Source organism: Nocardioides sp. Bht2, assembly GCF_047308515.1.
Taxonomy (GTDB): domain Bacteria; phylum Actinomycetota; class Actinomycetes; order Propionibacteriales; family Nocardioidaceae; genus Nocardioides.
On record NZ_JBLBWI010000001.1, the window covers coordinates 925,590 to 944,578 of the forward strand.

Consider the following 18,989-nt stretch of genomic DNA (forward strand, 5'->3'; position numbering starts at 1 on the left):
CCTATAACAGAGTCAGCCTGATCAGGAGGCCCGGAACCGCCGCAACCGCAGGCTGTTGGTGACCACGAAGACCGACGAGAACGCCATCGCGGCACCGGCCAGCATCGGGTTCAACAGACCGGACGCCGCCAACGGCAGCGCCGCCACGTTGTAGGCGAACGCCCAGAACAGGTTGCCCTTGATGGTGGCCAGGGTTCGACGCGACAACCGGATCGCATCCGCCGCCGACCGCAGGTCGCCACGGACCAGGGTCAGGTCGCTGGCCTCGATCGCGATGTCGGTACCCGTCCCCATCGCCAGACCGAGGTCGGCCTGGGCCAATGCCGGCGCATCGTTGACGCCGTCACCGACCATCGCCACGACCCGGCCCTCGGACTGCAGCCGCTTGACGACGTCGACCTTCTCGCTGGGAAGGACCTCCGCGATCACGTCGTCGGCGTCGATTCCGACCTCGGCAGCGACCGTTCCGGCGACAGCCGCGTTGTCACCGGTCAGCAGGACCGGACGCAGGCCCAGACCACGCAGCTGCGCGATCGCCTCCGCCGACGTCGGCTTGATCGCATCCGCGACCACGATCACGCCGCGGGCCGCACCGTCCCAACCGACAGCGACGGCGGTGCCGCCCTCCTGCTGGGCCCGGTTCAATGCAGCGGTGAGCTCGTCATCGAGGTGCTGGCTCCACTCGGCCAGCAACCGCGGCCGACCGACCAGAACGGCGTGACTCTGCTCGCCGTCGACCACCACACCCTGCACACCGAGCCCCTCGACGTTGCTGAAACCGTCGACCTCGGGCAGCGCACCGGTCCGTTCCCGAGCGGCGTCCGCGATCGCCTGGGCGATCGGGTGCTCGGATGCCGCCTCCAATGCGCCGGCGAGACGGAGGACCTCGTCCTCGTTCTCCCCCGCCGCCACGTGGACCGTGCGCAGCGCCATCTGGCCGGTCGTCACGGTGCCGGTCTTGTCGAGCACCACGGTGTCGACCTTGCGGGTCGACTCCAACACCTCAGGCCCCTTGATCAGGATGCCCAACTGGGCGCCCCGACCGGTACCGACCATCAACGCGGTCGGCGTGGCCAGACCCAGCGCGCACGGGCAGGCGATGATCAGTACCGCCACCGCTGCCGTGAACGCCGCACTCAGGCCGTTGCCGGTACCGATCCAGAAACCCAGGGTTCCGGCCGCCAGGAGCAGCACGATCGGCACGAAGATCCCGGAGATCCGGTCCGCGAGGCGTTGCGCCTGCGCCTTGCCGTTCTGGGCGTCCTCAACGAGACGCGCCATCTGGGAGAGCTGGGTGTCGCTGCCGACGCGGGTGGCGCGGACGACCAACCGGCCGCCGGTGTTCACCGTCGCTCCGGTGACCGTGTCGCCAGGGCCGACCTCGACCGGGACCGACTCGCCGGTCAGCATCGAGGCGTCCACGGCGGAACTGCCCTGGTCGACGACGCCGTCGGTGGCGATCTTCTCGCCGGGGCGCACCACGAACCGGTCGCCGATGCTCAACTCCTCGATCGGCACCCGACGCTCGCTGCCGTCGTCGGCCAGGACGTTGGCCTCCTTGGCGCCGAACTCCAGCAGTGCGCGCAGAGCCGCACCCGCGCGACGCTTGGAACGCTGCTCGGCGTAGCGGCCGGCCAGGATGAAGGTGGTGACGCCGGCCGCCGCCTCCAGGTAGATGTTCCCGGCGCCGTCGCTGCGCTGGATGGTGAGCTCGAACGGGTGGGTCATCCCCGGCGTCCCGGCCGTGCCCCAGAAGAGCGCGTAGATCGACCAGCCGAGCGCAGCCAACGTGCCCAACGAGATCAGCGTGTCCATCGTGGCCGCACCGTGGCGCAGGTTGGTCCAGGCAGCCCGGTGGAAGGGCCACGCGCCCCAGACCACGACCGGCGCGGCGAGGGTCAGCGAGAGCCACTGCCAGTAGTCGAACTGCCAGGCCGGGACCATCGCCAGAGCGATCACCGGCACGCTGAGGATCGTCGAGATGACCAGCCGATCCCGCAACGGGCGGGTCGGGTCCGCCTCTTCCGCGGGCGCGTCTACCGCGGCGCGCTTCGACTCAGGGAGCTTCGCGGCGTAACCGGCGTCGGCGACCGCCTGCAGCAGGGCGTCGGTGCCGACCTCGTCCGCGAAGTGCACCTTCGCCTTCTCGGTGGCGTAGTTGACGGTCGCGGTGACGCCGTCGAGCTTGTTCAGCTTCCGCTCGATCCGGTTGGCGCAGCTGGCGCAGGTCATCCCGGTGATCGCCAGCTCGACCTCGCGGTCGGTGGCGGGAGCGTCAGTGCTGGTGCTCATCGCTGCTCTCCTCCTCGGTGGGACTCGACGGTGTCTGGCTCTGGTCTTCGGGCGCCGATCCGGCGGCCCCGACGTCGAGCACGAAGGGAGCGGTACGGACCACGCCGTCGTGCTGGAAGTCGAGATACAGGTGGTACTGGCCCGCGCTCGGCGCGGTGACATGGAAGCCAACCTCCGGCCCGCTCGGCGTCGCCGGGTCGCTCGGGTCACCGCCGGGGTGGGCGTGCAGGTAGGCGAGGTCGCCGGCGCGCAACGCCACCAGGTGACCGTAGGCGCCGAGGTAGGGCTGCAGGTCGGTGACCGGCTTGCCGTCCTTGGTCACGGTGAAGCGGAGCTCCTTGCCCTCGCCTGCAGCCAGCTCTCCGGCCAGGGTGACTTCGTAGTCACCGACCTGTGCGGCCCGGTTCGGTTCGGTGGCGACGTGCTTGGTGACACCTGGGACGTGGAGGTCGGCGCCCAAGGTGAGCGCCGGCCCGCCGGTCGCCTGGAAGTCGGCGAAGACGCGCCACGTACCCGGCGTCAGGTCGACGTCGATCCGCCAGGTGCCGTCGTCGGCGCGGACCGGGTGGACGTGCTGGAAGCCCGTGAAGTCGCGGCGCACCAGGATCAGGTGCAGCTCCTTCTCGTGCGCTACCTCGAACTCCGTGACCGGCGTGGCGTCGGGCCCGATGATGCGGAAGGCGAGCTCGCGGCCTTTGCCAGCCTCGGCGTGGGCGGAGGCGAGAGCGAGGGTGTAGCCCTGGTCGGAGATGCTGAGCCCGGCGGGCGCGCTCTCGGCTGCCTCGGGCGTCTCGGCACCGTGTTCGTGGGGCTGCGTCTCGTCGCTCGGGGAGTTCTCCGCACCGTGGCCGGCGTCGTGGCTCTTCGGTTCGTCGTCGATCGGGCCGATGGCCCAACCCGCGATCACCGCAGTTCCGAAGACGAAGGCCAGCGCCGAGGCGAAGAGCCCGATCCGCAGTGGCGTGTTCATGCCAGCTGGTAGCCGGCCTCTTCGACGGCGGCACGCACAGCGGCTTCGTCGAGGGCGTCGGCACTGGTGATGGTCACGGCTCCGGTAGGCAGGTCGACCTCGACCGCGGAGACGCCTGGAATCTCCTGGACCTCTTCGGTCACCGAGGAGACGCAGTGTCCGCAGGTCATTCCGGTCACGGTGTAGGTGTTCTGAGTCATCTCTCTTGTCCTTCTCGATCGGTCAGGAGCGCACAAGACGCGCGATCGCGTCGTTGGCTTCCTTCAACTTGGCTTCGGCTTCGTCGCCGCCGGCTCGCACCGCATTCACGACGCAGTGCGCCATGTGCTCCTCCAGCAGCCCCAGGGCCACCGCATCGAGCGCCTTCTTGGCCGCGGAGACCTGGGTCAGGATGTCGATGCAGTACTGGCCCTCCTCGACCATCCGCTGCAGCCCGCGTGCCTGACCCTCGATCCGCTTGAGGCGCTTGAGGTAGGCCTCCTTGTTGCCGTGCGCGATGTAGCTGTGCTCATCGGCGTGGGGCTCGGCGTGGTCGGGCTGCTCGTGGACGGTCTGCTCGGTCGACATGTCACATACCGTACCCCCCTAGGGTATCCATTTCAAGGGTGTGCTCGATCACCGCGCGCGCCGTCATCCGTTACGCGCGCTTCCCCGGCGGCTGGCTAGAGAGCCAGGCGATCCCCGACGGCGAGCAGACCGGGACGCACCACATCGGCGTAGACCGCCGCGCAGGTATCCCGCTCGGCGCCGAGCAACTTGAGCCAACCACCGGAGGCGGAGGCGCCGTCCTGGTCGAGGTCGATCATCCGACACCGCGGTAGCCGGTCGACGATCCGCAGTATGACGCCTCCGACCCGCACCTCCCCGCCGACCCAGCTCTCCTCGACGAACGGTTCGTCGGTCTCGACCACGAGATTCGCCCGCAGCCGGCGCGGGTCGGCCTCGATTCCGCGCTCGGCTGACCAGGCCAGGGTCGCCGTCCCGATCAAGGAGACGGGCCCTTCGTCGAAGTGGTCGACGGCGCCCTCGGGCAGCACCCGGACCGCGGCCCCCATCGCGCGCGACAGGTCGGCATCCAGTTCGGCGTCACCGACCGGCCACTGTGTGCCGTGGCGACTCACCAGGACCTGGTCGCCGTCGGTACGCGCGGTGTAGTCGAAGATCGCGTCGCGGCGCCGGAAGCGCCGGGTGTCCTTGCCGGAGGCAAGCTTCCCATCGGCATCCACCACCGCGAACCAGCGGTCTCCCGCCAGCCCCCGGCCCTCGACGACGGCCTGCGACAACGCCTCGCCACCCATCGACTTGACCGGGTAGCGACGGATCGCCGCGAGGCTCATCGTCATCTCAGCGGACGACCTCGAAGACCTGCTTCTGGATGCCGTTGGCGTAGCTCGCGGAGTCGAGCAGGTTCAGTTTGATCTTGGCCAGGTCGGCGTCGCTGAAGAGCCGCTTGCCTGCGCCGAGCAGGACCGGGAAGACCAAGAGGTGGTAGCGGTCCACCAGCCCGGCCTCCTCCAACGAACGGGCCAGGGTGGCACTGCCGTGGACGGCGATCGGTCCGCCCTCACCCGCACGGAGGGCGGCGACCTCGTCGAGCGAACGCAGCACCTCGACCGGCTGCCACGGGCCGGCGGCGACCTCGTCGGCGTCGAGGCTGGTCGACACCACGTACTTCGGCATCGCGTTGTAGGTGGCGAACTCCTCCATGCTGGGCCAGACCGGCGCGAACGACTCATAGCTGACCCGACCGAGCAGCAGCGCCGTCGTCTCCTCCTGTTCGGTGCCCTTGAGTTCGTAGGCCTCGGGAAGGAAGTCGATGTCCTGGAAGGTCCAGCCGCTGCTGCGGTGGCCCGGCTCGCCGCCGGGCGCCTCCACAACGCCGTCGAGCGAGATGAACGCGGTGACGATGATCGGACGCATGCTTCGATCATCCCCCCAATGTGACCTCAGCGCGCAAAATCGACCCGATTCTGCGCGCTGAGGTCACATTGAGTTAGAGGCGGGCGGGGCCCTTGTGGCGCAACGCCACCTCGATCCGACTCATCAGATACGGCTGCATCGGCGGCAGGTCCTTGACCCGGAACCAGCCCACGTCCATCGACTCGTCGTCGGCGATCCGCGCCAGGCCGCGGAGGTAGCGGCAGCGGAAGACCAGATCGAGGTACTGCGCCTGGTCGCCGTTCGCGTGGACCACCGGGGCGCCCACGGTGACCCAGACCAACTGCTCCACCAGGCACTGCACATCGGTCTCTTCCAAGACCTCGCGGACCGCCGTCATCGCCGGATTCTCGCCCGGGTCGACGATGCCGGTGACCGGCGACCACTCTCCGTTGTCGACGCGGCGGACCAAGAGGATCTCGTCGCCCCGCACCACCACGCAGGTGACCGCCGGAAGCCAGAGCGGGTCGTGGCCGATCCGCTTGCGCAGCTCGACGATGAAGTCAGGAATCGGCATGCGCGTGGGCCTCCCGGGCGATCCCGAGGGTGATCAGGATCTGAGCGGTGATGTAGGTGAGCATGATCCAGAAGCCGGACGCCGGCAGGTCCAGGTCGGTGAACGCGCCCAGGCCGATCATCGCGTCGGAGACCACGAAGACCAGGGCACCGACGCCGGCCACCGGGTTGACGCCGTCGGCGAGCAGGGCCATCGCCACCAACGCGGTCGCATAGACGGCGACAGCCGGCAGCAGCCATCCGGCGTCGCGACAGACCCACAGCAGCGCGATCACCACGACCGCTGCCGCCGGCACCAGCCAACGGGCCCGCGCCACGGTGGCCCGCGACCGGTAGGGCCAGAACGCGACGGCATAGATGACCTGGGCGACCAGGAAGCCACCGACCATCAGCAGGAAGCCGTCGTCGACGAAGCGCGGCAGCGTGTCCCCGAGCCAGGAGAAGCCGAGCGCGACCAGGCCGAGGCGGACCAGTCGCCCGCGCGGCGCATCGGTCAGCGTCCAGAGCAACGCGGCGACCGCCGGCATCAGCAGGATCTGGGTGATCGCACTCAGCAGATCGAGATCCGCCAACTGGAACCCGAGGTGGGAGAGCGAGAGGACCCCGAGAACAGCCCAGGCGACGGTGCGTTGCATGGCTGGCACCCTAAGACAGATCGGGAGCCGTCCAGCGGCTATTCGGCAGGAATCTCCGCCTCGGAACGCAGGATGCAGAACTCGTTGCCCTCGGGGTCGGCCAGCACCACCCAGCCGGTGCCGGGGCCGTGGATCCCGCGATGGTCAGCCACCTCGACGGCGCCGATCTCCAGCAGCCGGGCCAGCTCCTGGTCCCGGGTGCCCGACCGGGGACGGAGGTCGAAATGCAGCCGGTTCTTCACCGACTTGGCCTCCGGAACCTCCAGGAAGAGGACCTGGTGGCCGGTCTCCGGGTCACGGATCAGGCACTCCTCGTGGCCGGGCAGGTTGGGGTCATCGGGCAGTTCGCGGTAGCCCAGCACCTGCTCCCAGAACTTGGAGAGGACGTAGGCGTCACGGCAGTCGACAGAGGTGTGCGAGATGAAGCTGCTCATCTCTCTACGGTTGCGCGCCGCGCGGCAGCGCGCAACCAGGTTTCTCCCGGTTAGTGTCGCGCTATGCGGATCGTGATCGCGCTCGGTGGCAACGCCCTGCTGCGCCGTCACGAACGCCCGGACGCGGCGATCCAGCAGGCGAACGTCCGTCGGGCGGCAGCGGCCCTGGCCCCGATGCTGGACGACCACGAAGTGGTGCTCACCCACGGCAACGGGCCCCAGGTCGGGGTGCTGGCGGTGCAGAGTGCCTCCGACCCACACCTGACGACGCCGTACCCGTTCGACGTCCTCGGCGCACAGACCCAGGGGATGATCGGGTACTGGCTGCTGCAGGAGATGCACAACGTGGCCCCGAACCGGCAGGTGGCGGCGATCATCAACCAGACCGAGGTCGACCCGATCGACCCGGCCTTCACCAACCCCACGAAGTTCATCGGCGAGACCTACACCCACGACGAGGCGACCCAGCTGGCCACGACCCGCGGCTGGAGCATGCGCCCGGACGGCGACGACTGGCGCCGCGTCGTCGGCTCCCCGCAGCCGCAACGGGTCGTGGAGACCGAACTGATCCGGCTGTTGCTCGACGCCGGCACGATCGTGGTCTGCGCCGGCGGTGGCGGCGTGCCGGTGGTCCGCGACGGTGCCGACCGGCTGCACGGCGTCGAAGCGGTGGTCGACAAGGACCTCACCGGGGCCGTGCTGGCCGGGGCGCTCGGGGCGGACGCCCTGTTGATCCTCACCGACATGGCCGCGGTGATGCGCGACTTCGGGACGCCGAACCAACGCCCGATCCGCGAGATCGACCCTGCCTCGTTGCGGGCGATCTCGTTCCCCGCCGGGTCGATGGGGCCGAAGGTGGAGGCCGCCTGCCGGTTCGTCGAGTCGGGCGGGAAGTTCGCCGTGATCGGTTCCCTCGACGACCCGCTCGCCCTGCTCGAAGGCCGGGCCGGTACCAGGATCACGCCGCTAGGCTGAAACACATGAGCCCACTTCCGCAGAAGATCGCTCGTCTCACTCTCGGTTCCGTGATGGTCACCGCCGGTGTCCTCCACCTGACCACCCACCGCGAGGAGTTCACCGCCCAGGTTCCGGACTGGTTCCCGGTCTCTGACGACCTCACCGTGCTCGGCTCGGGCGTCGTCGAGATCGCTCTCGGCGCCGGAATGGCCGCCGCCCCCAAGCATCGCGGCCTCTTCGGCGGCCTGCTGGCGGCCTTCTTCATCGCCATCTTCCCCGGCAACATCGCGCAGTACGTCGAAGGGACCGACGCCTTCGGCCTCGACACGGACAGCAAGCGTCTGACCCGCCTCTTCTTCCAACCGGTGCTCGTCCTCTGGGCGCTCTGGGCCGGCGGCCTGTTGCGACGTCGCCGCTGACGGTCGCCGCTGACTATGTGGCGCCTGGCTCCCTGCTATCGGGAGCCAGCCACCACATAGCGCGTCCTTGAGCCGTCGTGGAGAATGTGGCCGACAGCGACCGACCGGAGGCCTGAGCAGATGACGTCCAGCAGTCCCGCGACGCGACGGCGGATGCGCTCGACCAGCGTTGCGATCGGGGTCACCGCGCTGATGGCCAGTGGGCTCACCGGATGCGCCAGCAGTGCCGACTATGCGGCCGTCTGTGTCGACCCCGAGACCCAGAACCGGGTCGACGACGACGAGTGCGACGACGACACCGAGTACAACGGGACGTCGACCGGCTTCTTCTGGTACTACCTGGGCTCCTCGCAACGCGTCCCCGCCGTCGGTGGCCAGGCCACCGGTGGCACCTGGTCCGGCAGCAGCCTCAGCGGCGACGTGCAACGCGGCGGACTCCCGAAGTCCGGCAGCAGCTCGGTGAAGACCGCCACCAGCAAGGGCGGCTTCGGCGGCAGTGGCCGCGGCTTCAGCTAGCCCGCACCCAACAGACCTGTTCTCATCCCATCCCGCTCGCAGGAGATACCCGTGGACGACCTCTTCAACGCCGTCTGGCACGCCGTGGCCTACGCCGTCGCCGGTGGCGCGATGCTGGTTCTGAGCTACTACGTGCTCGACCTGGCCACCCCCGGTCATCTCGGCACCCACCTGCGCGGCGTCGACGCCAACGGCAACGAGTCGGTCCACGCGCACTCGCGTTCCGCCGGCGTGATCACCTCGGCCTGGTTGCTCTCGAACGCGGCCGTCCTCTTCACCGCCATCTGGACCAATGGGGACACCGACCTCGGCACGGCACTCGGCTGGACGATCGCCTTCGGTGTCGTCGGCATCGTGCTCAACGCCGTCATGTTCTTCACGATCGAGGCGATCATGCCCGGTTCGCTGCGCCAGATCGTCACCGAGCCCGGTCCGGTCCGTCCGCTGGCCTACGTCGCCGCCGCGGCCGCCATCTCGGTCGGCGCCATCGTCTGCGCCTCCATCGCCTGATGTGGCGGCACCGCGCGCGAGCTCGTAAGGACTGGCGCAAGACCGTCGTCGAGCAGGGCCTGGTCTTCCCGGTCACTCCGCTCCCTGACGGTCGGGAGATCCCGTACTGGAACGAAGAGGCCTGGTACGAGTTCACCGTCGACGAGGTGGACATGCTGGAGGCTGCCACCGAAGAGCTGTGGGCGATGTGCCTACAGGCGGTCAGCCACATGGCGACCACGATGACCGACGAACGTCTGGGCCTCGCCCCCGGTTCGTTGGAGGTGGTCCGTCGCTCGATCGCCCGCAAGGACCCGGCCCTCTACGCCCGCTTCGATCTCGTCTACGGCGCCGACGGCTCGGTGAAGATGCTCGAGATCAACGGCGACACCCCGACCGGACTCGTCGAGACCGGGATCATCCAGTGGAAGTGGATGGAGGAGGTGATGGGCGAGATGGATCAGTGGAACTCGCTCCACGATCGCCTCGTCGCCGCCTGGGAGAAGCTGCTGGCGTCGGGCCATTTCTCCGGCAACGAACTGCACTTCCTCTACGACCTCGGTGAGGAGGACAGCTACGACGGCGGCGAGATGGAGATGACCTGCTACTACCTGATGGACACCGCCATCCAGGCCGGCTGGGCCACCCTCGCGCACCCGATGGCCGAGGTCGGTTGGAACCCGGAGACCCGCGACTACCGCGACGCCAACGACTACCCGATCCGCAACGCCTTCAAGCTCTACGCCTGGGAGGAGATGCTGCGCGAGCCGTTCGGCCGCTACATCGTCGAGGCGACCGAGGTGAACCCCACCAAGTGGATAGAGCCCGCGTGGAAGGTGCTGCTCAGCACCAAGGCTCTGTTGCCGGTGCTCTGGGAACTCTTCCCCAACCACCGTCTGCTGCTGCCCGCCTACTTCGATTCGCCGCACGACTTGGAGAACTGGGTCGCCAAGCCGCTGCATGGACGGGAGGGCGAGAGCATCCGGATCCACCTCGAGGACATGCTGGAGGACGTCGTCATGCCCGGCGACTACGGCACCGAGGGTTGGGTCTACCAGCAGTACGCCGAGCTGCCGAGCTTCGAAGGCAACCGCGTCGTGCTCGGCTCCTGGATCGTGGACGGCGAGTCCGCAGGTGTCCTGGTCCGCGAATCCGACGGCATGGTCACCGATTACTTCTCGCGGGTCTCGCCGCACGTGATCAGCGATGGCCTGGCGCCGTCACCGGACCAGGTTGCGCAGTGGCTCTCCGAGCGGGTCGGGCCCGACCTGCCGACCCTGCCCACCGAGTCGTAAGCACCCACCACACCCGTCCGGCCGACCCCGGTGGTCGAGCCTGTCGAGACCCCGCCTGTCGAGACCCCGCCGTTCGAGCACACCCCGCTGGTCGAACTCACTGAGCGACCTGACGGCGTCCTCGAACGGCGCCCCTCTCTCCCGGTGCCCGCCGACCAGGCATGGTTCTGGACCAAGCGGTGGCAGGAGCGTGAGCGCGATGTCGACGACACGGTCGCCGCTGGTGAGGTAACGACCTTCGACGACGGCGATAGCTTCCTCGCTCATCTGGACACGATCGACTCCGCCGAGTGAAGTTCGACATCACGCCGGCGTTCACCGCCGACGTGCGACGACTCAAGCCTGAACACCTCGCGGCCATCAAGAAGCCCTAGCCCAGGTGCGCTCCTTACCGTGCAGCCGTCAGCCCTTGAACAGGGCCTGTCGCTCACGCGCACCGGCCCCGTGACCACCACCCAAACAAGGAGTGGCGCCCACGGAGCCGGCTAGATGAGATGCGTTGAACGCGCGCTCAGCGCCCGGTGCTCTGGGCGTTGGTCAACAACTGCCGCAGGTCAGCCGGCATCCGGTCGTTCGACGCCGGACCGAAGGAACGAGCCAGCGCCGTCTCCGGCTCCGGGGCCGGCACCGGGTCACACTTCTGGTCGCTGCGGTTGTTGCCGGGCTTGCGCTTCGGCAGCTTCCCGGTGTCGAGGTAGGCAGCGATCGTGTTGTCGGTGCACTCGACTCCGGAGAGCGAGCCCGAGTGTGTGGTGCCGTTGACGCCCTCGATCAGGTACGAGGACCCGAACGCCCGACGGGTGGCCAAGGCTCCGGTGAAGACGGTGGCGGCGTCGTTCGTCTCGCCGATCATCAGGATCGGCGTCTTGATCTTCGCCCCGCTGACCTTGACCGCCCTGCCCGACGGCGCCGGCCAGTTCAGGCACGGTGCGTTGAACCAGGTGTTGCCCCAGGTCAGGAACGGATGCTTGCGGTGGATCCGCCAGGCGTCCGCCCGGGTCCGCTTCCAACCGGGCCAGGGGGCGTCGGTGCACTGCACCGCGTTGTAGACCGCGAAGCCGTTGTCGTCACCCGGTTCGGCATACATCGCCAGCAGGTCCGCGCCGTCGCCGGTGTTGACCAGCTTGGCGTACGCCTCACCGAGGCCCACCCAGTCGTAGACGTAGTAACCGGCGCTGAGCATCACGTCGCCCAACTCGTCGGGACCGAGCTTCCCTCCGGCTGCGGGAGTGCGGTCGAGCTTGCGCAACTGGCGGTAGTAACCGCGCTTGATGGCGCGCCAGTCGGTGCCGAGCGCGAAGGCGCTGTCGTGCTTGGCGAGGTACTTGAAGTAGATGTCGAGGTTCTTGTCGAACTGGACGTTCTGGTCAAGGTTCGCTTGGTAGAAAGCGTTCTTGGCGTTCAGGACGCCGTCCCAGACGAAGCGGCCGACCCGGTGCGGGTACTTGGTCGCATAGACCTGGCCGAGGTAGGTGCCGTACGAGAATCCGTAGTAGTTCAGCTTCTTGGCGCCGACCGCCTGACGCAGGCTGTCGAGGTCGGCGGCGACGTCGGTCGTCCGCATGTGCCGGAGCAGGCCACGGGCATCGGAGCGGGCGCAGTCGCGCGAGTACTGGGAGGTGGTCTTCCGCCACCAGCGCATGATCCACGGCTTGGTCGGGACATAGTTCGGGCGGTCGTAACCCGCACCGGGGTACTCCGGGTCGCAACTCAGCGACGGTGTGCTGCTGCCGACGCCGCGCGGGTCGAATCCGTACCAGTCGTATTTGGCGCCGACGCCGTTGGGGATCGCGGCACCGAGTCGAGCCATCCCCAACCCGGAGCCACCCGGTCCACCGGGGTTCCCGACGATGATCCCCTTGTAGTCGGGGTCGCTGTGCAGCACCCGGCTGACCGCGATCTGGATCTTCCGGCCGCCCGGACGGGCGTAGTTCAACGGCACTTCCAACATTCCGCATTCAGCCCCCGCGGCCTGTAGCCGCGGGCTTTCACACGTCCCCCACGTGGGTTCGGTGGGGGTGTAACGGCCATGCCCTGGCGCAGCCTGGTTCGCAGGCGCCGCCTGGGTGGCACTCATCGGCATCAGCATCCCCGCGGTGACGAGGACTGACGTCGAGATCGTCAGTGCTTTCTTCACGATGTTCAACCTTTCCGAGAGGTGGCCGGGGTGAACCCGGACCGCCTCTGAGCCTGCACCCGGCATCGGGGAGGCGTCTACCCCCGAATGAGTAACTTCTCGCGGTCGAACGCGGAGCCGCCCCAGGCTCTGACCCGCCTCGGTCGACTATCTACTACCTCCTATAGTAGATGGGTGATCGCTTCGAGAATTCGCCTTCTTGGCCGCCTGAGCAGCGTCGCCGCACTGCTCCTCCTACTCCCGCTGCTGGGCCTCTCCCCGGCGTCGGCACACACCGCGCTGGTGAGCAGCGACCCCGCCGACGGCGCCGAACTCACCCAGGCGCCGACCTCGGTCGCCCTCACCTTCACCGAGACGATGAGCGCCGACCTGAGCTCGGCCTCGCTGCGGATCGCCGGCAACCCGGCCGTGAAGCTTCCGCTCAGCGTGGGCGACAGCCCGGAGATCCTGCTGGCCGAGGTCCCCGCCACGGTCGGGTCCGGCAAGAAGTGGACGGTCGCCTACCGGGTCGTCTCCCGTGACGGCCACCCGGTCACCGGCGAGGTGAACTTCACCGTCACCGCGCCCGCGACCACCGAGAGCACCTCTCCCGAGCCGACCGTCTCGGCAACCCCCACCGCGACGCCGGAGCCGGAGCAGACCGACGCCGAGACCAGCGACGAGAAGAGCGACGACTCCTCGTCCGCCTGGTGGTGGACCGTCGGCGGTATCGCCGCCGTCGTGATCATCGGGGTCGGCGTCCTCGCCGCCCGCGCCAACCGCCGCCGCGCACGCGGATGAGCCAGCAGACCGAGGTCGAACCGACCCGCGAGACCGCGACCGCCACGCCGGCCAGCAACCGCTGGTTGTGGGGCACCGCCCTGGTGCTCTGGACGGCGATCGTCACCCTCTGTGGTGCCGCGATCACCGACTCGCTGACCGGCGCCACCATCTCGGGACTCCCCGACCCCGGTCCGCTGACCCGCTTCTCGCTGCCGATCGTCCAGTCCATCCGCGACGTCGTCGCGCTGGTCACGCTCGGCGCGCTGCTGGTCGCCGCGACCTGCCTGCCCGGCAGCAAGGGCGACCGGCTCCGCGGCCCACGGGCCCGGCTGCTGGTGCTGAGCCAGGTCACCGCCCTCACTTGGGCGATCTGCTCGGCCGCACTGATCGCGCTGACCTACTCCGACGCCTCCGGGGTCCCGTTGAGCGACCCGGCCTTCGCGGACGGCGTGATGCTCTTCGCCCGGAACTTCGACGTCGGTACCTACCTGGTCTGGGGCACCGGCCTGGCCACCCTGATCACCCTCGGGGCCACCGTCGTTCAGCGGGTCGGCGGCCTGGGTTGGCTGCTGGCCTTCACCGTTGCCGGCCTGTGGACGATCGCGTTGACCGGCCACGCAGCCGGCACCGCCGACCACGAGAACGCCGTCAACTATCAGTTCATCCACCTGCTCGGGATCGGCGTCTGGGCCGGGTCCCTGGCAGCACTGGCCTGGGTCCGGCGGACGCTGGAGCCTGCCGACCTCTCCATCGCGGTCCGGCGCTTCTCCACGCTGGCCGGTTGGAGCCTGGCCGCGGTCGCCGTCTCGGGGGTGCTCGCCGCGGTGCTGCGGATCCCGGCTTTCAGCGATCTGTGGACCGGCTACGGCAGCCTCGTGCTGCTCAAGTCCGTTGCCCTGTTGGCGCTTCTGGTCGCCGGCTGGTGGCAGCGTCGCCATCTCCTGGACCGCCTGGCTGACGGCGCTCCCCGTGCCTTCGCCCGGCTGGTCGCCGGCGAACTGGTCGTCCTCTTCACCGCCGCCGGGCTCGGTGTCGCGCTCAACCGCAGCGCTCCGCCGCCGGCACCGCGTACCGCCGAGAGCCTGAGCTTCGCGGAGTCCAAGCTCGGACAGCCGTTCCCGCCCGAACTGACCGGCTCCCGGTGGGCGACCGAGTGGAACCTCGACAGCCTCTTCGCCCCGTTGACCGTGCTGGTCGTCGTCGCCTATGTGGTCGCCGTCGTCAAGCTGCACCGTCGCGGCGACTCCTGGCCGTGGGCACGGACGCTCTCCTGGGTGATCGGCTGGGCGATCTTCTTCTGGGCCACCAGCGGCGCACCGGCCGTCTACGGCCGGGTGCTGTTCAGCGCGCACATGGTGCAGCACATGACGATCGCGATGGCGGTTCCCGTCTTCCTGGTGCTGGGCGCGCCGATCACGCTCGCCCTGCGCGCGCTCCCCGCTCGCCGCGACCACAGCCGTGGGATTCGCGAGTGGCTGTTGGCGATCGTGCACTCCCGACCGGCCGCGGTGCTGACCCAGCCGATCGTCGCCGCGGTGATCTTCGTGGTCGGGATGATGGGCTTCTACTACTCACCGCTCTTCGAGATGTCGATGCGCGCACACACCGGCCATATCCTGATGACCCTGCACTTCCTGCTCAGCGGCTACGTGCTGGTGAGCTGCCTGATCGGGACAGACCCGGGCATCAAGCGGCCCAGCTATCCGCTGCGGCTGCTGTTGATGATGGTCACCTTCGCCTTCCACGCCTTCTTCGCCATCTCGTTGATGGCCAGCGAGGAGATCCTCGCCAAGGACTGGTTCACCCTCTTCGACCGCGACTGGGGCGACTCATTGGCCGACGACCAGTACCTCGGCGCCTCGCTGGGTTGGGCGTTCGGCGAACTGCCGCTGGCGATCATCGCCCTTGCCCTGTTGGCAGGTTGGGTCTCCTCCGACCGCCGCGAACGACGGCGCTTCGACCGCAACGAGGCGCGCACAGGCGACCAGGAGCTCGCCAGTTACAACGCGTTCCTGCAGCGGATCGCCGAAGGCACCGAGGGTCGCGGCCGGGCGCGCGAGAGCGTGGTGGCCGAGGAGCCGGATGGGGACGGCGAGCAGCGATGAAGCCCTTGGGTCAGCTCGAGGCCAAAGTGATGGCGTGCCTGTGGGCGAGCCCCTGCCCGGTCACCGTTCGCGAGGTGCTGGAGAAGCTGCAGAGCTCGCGCGACGTCGCCTACACCACGGTGATGACGGTGCTGGACAACCTGCACAGCAAAGGGTTCGTGGCTCGGGAGAAGGACGGCCGCGCCTACCGCTACCGTGCCGTTCTGAGCCGTGAACAGCACACCGCCGGCCTGATCGAAGACGTCCTGGCCCAGAGCCCCGACCGGGGCGCCGTGCTGATGAACTTCGTCGAACAGATGTCGGAGTCCGACCTCGCCGAGCTCCGGAGCGCGCTCACCAATCTCGAGCGCGGCATGCCCTGATGGCCAGCCTGATGATGCTGGCGCTGGCCTTCCTCGGTGCGACGTTCGGTCCACGGCTGATGCGACTCGGCCGCTGGTCGGCAGCCCCTCGCTGGGGAATCCGAGCCTGGCAGGCATTGTCGATCGCGGTGGCCTCCAGTCTGGTCCTCGCCGGGCTGGCCGCCGCCATCCCGGTGCTGGTCACCAACTCCTCGGTCCTGGACGACCTGCCGCTCTCACCGGCGGCGCTCTGCGAGCACTACGGTCTGCCCGGCGGCACCGTGCTCACCGTGGTCGTCCTGACCGGGACCGCTCTGCTGATCGCCCGGATCGGCTGGTTCTGGCTGGCGCAGAGTCGCGCCACCCGCGCGACGCGGCAGGGTCAGCTCTCCCGTCTGGACCTGATCGGCAGTCCGGAGCCCGCTGGCTACTACCTGCTGACCAGCACTCGCCCCTTGGTCTACTGCCTTCCGGGGCGGCGGAGCGCGATCGTGGTGACCACGGCGGCGCGGGAGTTGCTCAGCGCCCGCAAGCTCGACCTGGTGCTGGCCCACGAACGGAGCCACCTCCGTGCCCGCCACGACGTCGCCCTCGACTTCGCCGCCGCGCTGCGCCGGGCCTTCGCGCCGATCTCCTTCTTCGCCGTCACCCAGCACCAGATCGCGCGCCTCGCCGAGATGCAGGCGGACGACGACGCCACCCGGAGCGGCGGACGGCGCACCTTGGCCTCCGCCCTGCTGACGTTGAGCTTCGCCGTCCCCCAGCCGGGCCTCGGGGCCGGTGCGGTGGCGACCGCCGAGCGGGTCCGTCGGCTCTCGCGAACCCCGTCGCCGTGGGGCACCCGGCGCCGGTTGGCTGCCGCGATCACCTCGGCAGCCGTGCTGGTGAGCCCCGCGCTCCTGCTCGCGGCGCCGGCCCTGGAAGCCCTTGCCACACAGTGTTGTGGCACTGCGGCGTCGGTGGCGCTCGGCGCCTGAGCGGCGCGTGCGCTGCTAGAGCCCGCTAGTGCGCTGGGTCCGGCCAGACGTTGATCCGGCAGCCCTGCAAGCCATAGGTCTGCTGCTGCATCACCGGCGCCGGCAGGCCGGCCCCGGGGCAGTCGACATGGGACTCGCCGAGTGCGTGGCCGACCTCGTGGTTGATCAGGTAGGTCCGGTACCTCTCCAGGTCGCCGGCGTAGTCATCGGTGCCGACCTCCCAGCGCCAGGCGTTGAGGACCACCACGTCACCGTTGCGACACGAGACCTTACCCAGGGTCAGCAAGGGCGCGCAGAGGGCGTCGGTGGTCCGCGGCGTGGCGAGCACTATCCGGAGATCCGGCTCATCGGCCACCTGGACGAAGCGAACGCCCTTCGCCCCGGACCAGCCCCGCGGATCACGCAGCGTCTGCATCACCCGCTTCGCGACGGCGTCAGGCTGGTGGCGGAGGCCACCTTCGACCTCGATCCGGACGGTCATCGTCTCGGCACCGCCGGCGGAGCCGGTCGCATCGTCCAAGATCCGGTTCGCCACCGCGAACGAGCCCGTGCCCACCGCCGGGACCTCGATCGGCGCCAGCCTGACCCGGGGCGCGATCGTGTACTGCGACGTAGGCGCCTGTGCCGGCCCGGTGATGGCGGGCTCCTCGCCTGCCGAGGTGGACCGTTGGCTGGTGCTCTTCCCCGACGTGGCGGTGGGTTCGGCGTCGGCGGTGCCGCCGTCGCGCTGCGCGAAACCGACGGTCGCGACCACCGCGGTGATCGCCAGACCAGCGCCCAACCACCGCAGGGACAGGGGACGCCGAGGGGCCCGATGCCGCGCGCGATCCGCGCGCCGTCCGTGGCGCGATGGTGGCGGCGTCACACCAGGCCCGACCAGTAGTCCCAGAACCGTTCGGTGATCAGCGCGAGCACGATCACGAAGCCCAGCAACAGGATCGGGGCGTGCCACTCCCGCAACCGTCCGACTGCCGGGTGAGCCTGGACGCGGGCTCCGAAGGCGCCGTAGGCGGCATTGCGCAGCGTCAGGTACAGCAGCACGGTCCATACGGTCGCCCAGACCACCATGCAGTAAGGGCAGAGCGCGCCGATCCGGTAGAGGCTCTGGTGGATCAGCCAGAGCACGAAGGCGAGACCGAGCGTGACGCCGGCCTGGAGCCCGAGCCAGAACCACCGTGGCAGTGCGGCACCCGTCGCCACCGCGACTCCGACCGTGGTGAGCACGGAGAACCCGACGACACCGAGGATGGGGTTGGGGAAGCCGAAGACGGAGGCCTGCCAGGACTCCATCACCGAACCACAGCTGAGCACCGGGTTGAGGCTGCACGACGGCACGTAGTCGGCGTCCTCGGCCAGCATGATCCGTTCGATCAGCAGCGTCAGCGAGGCGACCAGTCCGACCGCGCCGCCGAGCGTCAGCCCGAAGCCGAGTCGTCGGTCGGGGAACGTCGGGGTCGCCTCGCTCATCGCCCGAGGGCCTCGTCGAGCACCTTCTCGAAGTCCTCGACGTACTGCGGCTGGAAGGGCTTGCCGTTGACGTAGAAGGTCGGGGTGCCGCGGACCTCGAGGCTCTCGCCGTCGGCGATGTCGCGCTGGATCCGCTCCTTGACCTCGGTGGAGGAGTAGTCGGCGTCGTAGACCGCCATGTCCAGCCCGAGCTCCTCAGCGAAGCCACGGAAGAGGTCGTCGAGCGGCTTGCGCTGCTCGCCCCACTCCTCCTGGGTGGCGAACATCTTGGCGTACATCTCCTCGAACCTGCCCTGGCGTGCAGCCGACTCGACGGAGCGCGCCGCGCGCTCGGAGTTGAAGTGTCCGCGCATCGGGAAGTAGCGGACCACGAAGGTGACCTCGTCGCCGTACTTCTCCCGCATCTCCTCGACGTACGGGTATGCCGCGCGGCAGCCCTCGCACTCGAAGTCCAGGAACTCGACGAAGGTGACCTTGCCGTCACCCTTCTCGCCGAGGATCCTGCTGTCGGGTCGCACCAGCGCGCTGCGCTCCGCAGCGGTGGACGCCTCCTTCGGGCCGTCGTCGGACTGCAGCCAGACGAACCCCACGGTCAGCACGATCAGCGCGGCAACGATCGCTGCCAGCTTGGTCTGTGCGCGCACAAGCCCCATCCCTTCGATATCTACTAAGGGAGATAGTAGATGGCGGGTGGATGGCTCCGTTCGCCGCCGGTCACATCTGCCGCCCCGGGAACGTC

23 protein-coding genes are annotated in these 18,989 nt (G+C 69.1%); 10 read left to right on the top strand and 13 right to left on the bottom strand.

The window, feature by feature from the left end; translation table 11 throughout:
- Positions 1–21 precede the first annotated feature (21 nt).
- The 9 genes from ACLM5J_RS04435 to ACLM5J_RS04475 form a co-directional block, all read right to left on the bottom strand.
- Positions 22–2,292 (bottom strand): heavy metal translocating P-type ATPase, encoded by a 2,271-nt coding sequence (locus ACLM5J_RS04435; RefSeq protein WP_413654844.1) that lies wholly within the window; start codon positions 2,290–2,292, stop codon positions 22–24.
- Positions 2,276–3,262, bottom strand: a complete 987-nt coding sequence (locus ACLM5J_RS04440; protein ID WP_413654845.1) for a hypothetical protein — start codon at positions 3,260–3,262, stop codon at positions 2,276–2,278. The genes ACLM5J_RS04435 and ACLM5J_RS04440 overlap by 17 nt, the downstream gene beginning before the upstream one ends.
- Entirely contained in the window at positions 3,259–3,462 is a 204-nt protein-coding gene (locus ACLM5J_RS04445) for a heavy-metal-associated domain-containing protein (RefSeq protein WP_413654846.1), read from the bottom strand. The genes ACLM5J_RS04440 and ACLM5J_RS04445 overlap by 4 nt, the downstream gene beginning before the upstream one ends.
- Positions 3,463–3,484: 22 nt before the next feature.
- Positions 3,485–3,829 carry a metal-sensitive transcriptional regulator gene (locus ACLM5J_RS04450; RefSeq protein ID WP_413654847.1) on the bottom strand — a complete coding sequence of 115 codons (345 nt, stop codon included), beginning with the start codon at positions 3,827–3,829 and terminating at the stop codon, positions 3,485–3,487.
- Positions 3,830–3,924: 95 nt separating this feature from the next.
- Entirely contained in the window at positions 3,925–4,605 is a 681-nt protein-coding gene (locus ACLM5J_RS04455; RefSeq protein WP_413654848.1) for an MOSC domain-containing protein, read from the bottom strand.
- 1 nt (position 4,606) lies between these two features.
- On the bottom strand, positions 4,607–5,182 hold the full coding sequence (locus ACLM5J_RS04460; protein WP_413654849.1) for a dihydrofolate reductase family protein: 576 nt from the start codon (positions 5,180–5,182) through the stop codon (positions 4,607–4,609).
- A gap of 73 nt (positions 5,183–5,255) precedes the next feature.
- Positions 5,256–5,717, bottom strand: a complete 462-nt coding sequence (locus tag ACLM5J_RS04465; protein ID WP_413654850.1) for an NUDIX hydrolase — start codon at positions 5,715–5,717, stop codon at positions 5,256–5,258.
- Positions 5,704–6,351, bottom strand: coding sequence for a lysoplasmalogenase (locus tag ACLM5J_RS04470; protein ID WP_413654851.1), 648 nt, complete (start codon positions 6,349–6,351; stop codon positions 5,704–5,706). Before ACLM5J_RS04470 ends, ACLM5J_RS04465 begins: the two co-directional genes overlap by 14 nt.
- 38 nt (positions 6,352–6,389) lie before the next feature.
- The gene (locus ACLM5J_RS04475; protein ID WP_413654852.1) at positions 6,390–6,785 is read right to left on the bottom strand and encodes a VOC family protein; all 396 of its coding nucleotides are present in this window, start codon (positions 6,783–6,785) and stop codon (positions 6,390–6,392) included.
- A 63-nt stretch (positions 6,786–6,848) separates the two neighbouring features.
- Here ACLM5J_RS04475 and arcC point away from each other — a divergent pair, with 63 nt between their 5' ends.
- The 6 genes from arcC (at position 6,849) to ACLM5J_RS04505 (ending at position 10,755) form a co-directional block, all read left to right on the top strand.
- Positions 6,849–7,760, top strand: coding sequence for a carbamate kinase (gene arcC, locus ACLM5J_RS04480; RefSeq protein WP_413654853.1), 912 nt, complete (start codon positions 6,849–6,851; stop codon positions 7,758–7,760).
- 5 nt (positions 7,761–7,765) lie between these two features.
- On the top strand, positions 7,766–8,161 hold the full coding sequence (locus ACLM5J_RS04485; protein WP_413654854.1) for a hypothetical protein: 396 nt from the start codon (positions 7,766–7,768) through the stop codon (positions 8,159–8,161).
- Positions 8,162–8,281: 120 nt separating this feature from the next.
- Positions 8,282–8,677 (top strand): hypothetical protein, encoded by a 396-nt coding sequence (locus tag ACLM5J_RS04490; RefSeq protein WP_413654855.1) that lies wholly within the window; start codon positions 8,282–8,284, stop codon positions 8,675–8,677.
- A gap of 51 nt (positions 8,678–8,728) precedes the next feature.
- Entirely contained in the window at positions 8,729–9,187 is a 459-nt protein-coding gene (locus tag ACLM5J_RS04495; protein WP_413654856.1) for a DUF350 domain-containing protein, read from the top strand.
- Positions 9,187–10,461, top strand: coding sequence for a glutathionylspermidine synthase family protein (locus tag ACLM5J_RS04500; RefSeq protein ID WP_413654857.1), 1,275 nt, complete (start codon positions 9,187–9,189; stop codon positions 10,459–10,461). Before ACLM5J_RS04495 ends, ACLM5J_RS04500 begins: the two co-directional genes overlap by 1 nt.
- A gap of 30 nt (positions 10,462–10,491) precedes the next feature.
- The gene (locus tag ACLM5J_RS04505; protein WP_413654858.1) at positions 10,492–10,755 is read left to right on the top strand and encodes a hypothetical protein; all 264 of its coding nucleotides are present in this window, start codon (positions 10,492–10,494) and stop codon (positions 10,753–10,755) included.
- A gap of 217 nt (positions 10,756–10,972) precedes the next feature.
- On the opposite strand, the gene ACLM5J_RS04510 is transcribed toward ACLM5J_RS04505, so the two are convergent.
- A complete protein-coding gene (locus ACLM5J_RS04510) occupies positions 10,973–12,598 on the bottom strand; it encodes an alpha/beta hydrolase (protein WP_413654859.1) in 1,626 nt (541 codons plus the stop codon).
- A 174-nt stretch (positions 12,599–12,772) separates the two neighbouring features.
- On the opposite strand from ACLM5J_RS04510, the gene ACLM5J_RS04515 reads away from it, so the two are divergent.
- The 4 genes from ACLM5J_RS04515 to ACLM5J_RS04530 are packed head-to-tail and all read left to right on the top strand — an operon-like array spanning position 12,773 to position 16,783.
- Positions 12,773–13,378 carry a copper resistance protein CopC gene (locus ACLM5J_RS04515; protein ID WP_413654860.1) on the top strand — a complete coding sequence of 202 codons (606 nt, stop codon included), beginning with the start codon at positions 12,773–12,775 and terminating at the stop codon, positions 13,376–13,378.
- Positions 13,375–15,465 (top strand): cytochrome c oxidase assembly protein, encoded by a 2,091-nt coding sequence (locus tag ACLM5J_RS04520; RefSeq protein ID WP_413654861.1) that lies wholly within the window; start codon positions 13,375–13,377, stop codon positions 15,463–15,465. The genes ACLM5J_RS04515 and ACLM5J_RS04520 overlap by 4 nt, the downstream gene beginning before the upstream one ends.
- Positions 15,462–15,827 carry a BlaI/MecI/CopY family transcriptional regulator gene (locus ACLM5J_RS04525; protein WP_413654862.1) on the top strand — a complete coding sequence of 122 codons (366 nt, stop codon included), beginning with the start codon at positions 15,462–15,464 and terminating at the stop codon, positions 15,825–15,827. Before ACLM5J_RS04520 ends, ACLM5J_RS04525 begins: the two co-directional genes overlap by 4 nt.
- The gene (locus tag ACLM5J_RS04530; protein ID WP_413654863.1) at positions 15,827–16,783 is read left to right on the top strand and encodes a M56 family metallopeptidase; all 957 of its coding nucleotides are present in this window, start codon (positions 15,827–15,829) and stop codon (positions 16,781–16,783) included. Before ACLM5J_RS04525 ends, ACLM5J_RS04530 begins: the two co-directional genes overlap by 1 nt.
- A gap of 25 nt (positions 16,784–16,808) precedes the next feature.
- On the opposite strand, the gene ACLM5J_RS04535 is transcribed toward ACLM5J_RS04530, so the two are convergent.
- From ACLM5J_RS04535 to ACLM5J_RS04545, 3 genes are all read right to left on the bottom strand, one after another.
- Positions 16,809–17,564: a DUF3152 domain-containing protein gene (locus ACLM5J_RS04535; RefSeq protein WP_413654864.1), complete on the bottom strand. Its 756-nt coding sequence runs from the start codon at positions 17,562–17,564 to the stop codon at positions 16,809–16,811.
- Between the two features lie 80 nt (positions 17,565–17,644).
- Positions 17,645–18,250: a vitamin K epoxide reductase family protein gene (locus ACLM5J_RS04540; RefSeq protein WP_413654865.1), complete on the bottom strand. Its 606-nt coding sequence runs from the start codon at positions 18,248–18,250 to the stop codon at positions 17,645–17,647.
- On the bottom strand, positions 18,247–18,894 hold the full coding sequence (locus ACLM5J_RS04545; RefSeq protein WP_413654866.1) for a DsbA family protein: 648 nt from the start codon (positions 18,892–18,894) through the stop codon (positions 18,247–18,249). The genes ACLM5J_RS04540 and ACLM5J_RS04545 overlap by 4 nt, the downstream gene beginning before the upstream one ends.
- Between the last annotated feature and the right edge of the window lie 95 nt (positions 18,895–18,989).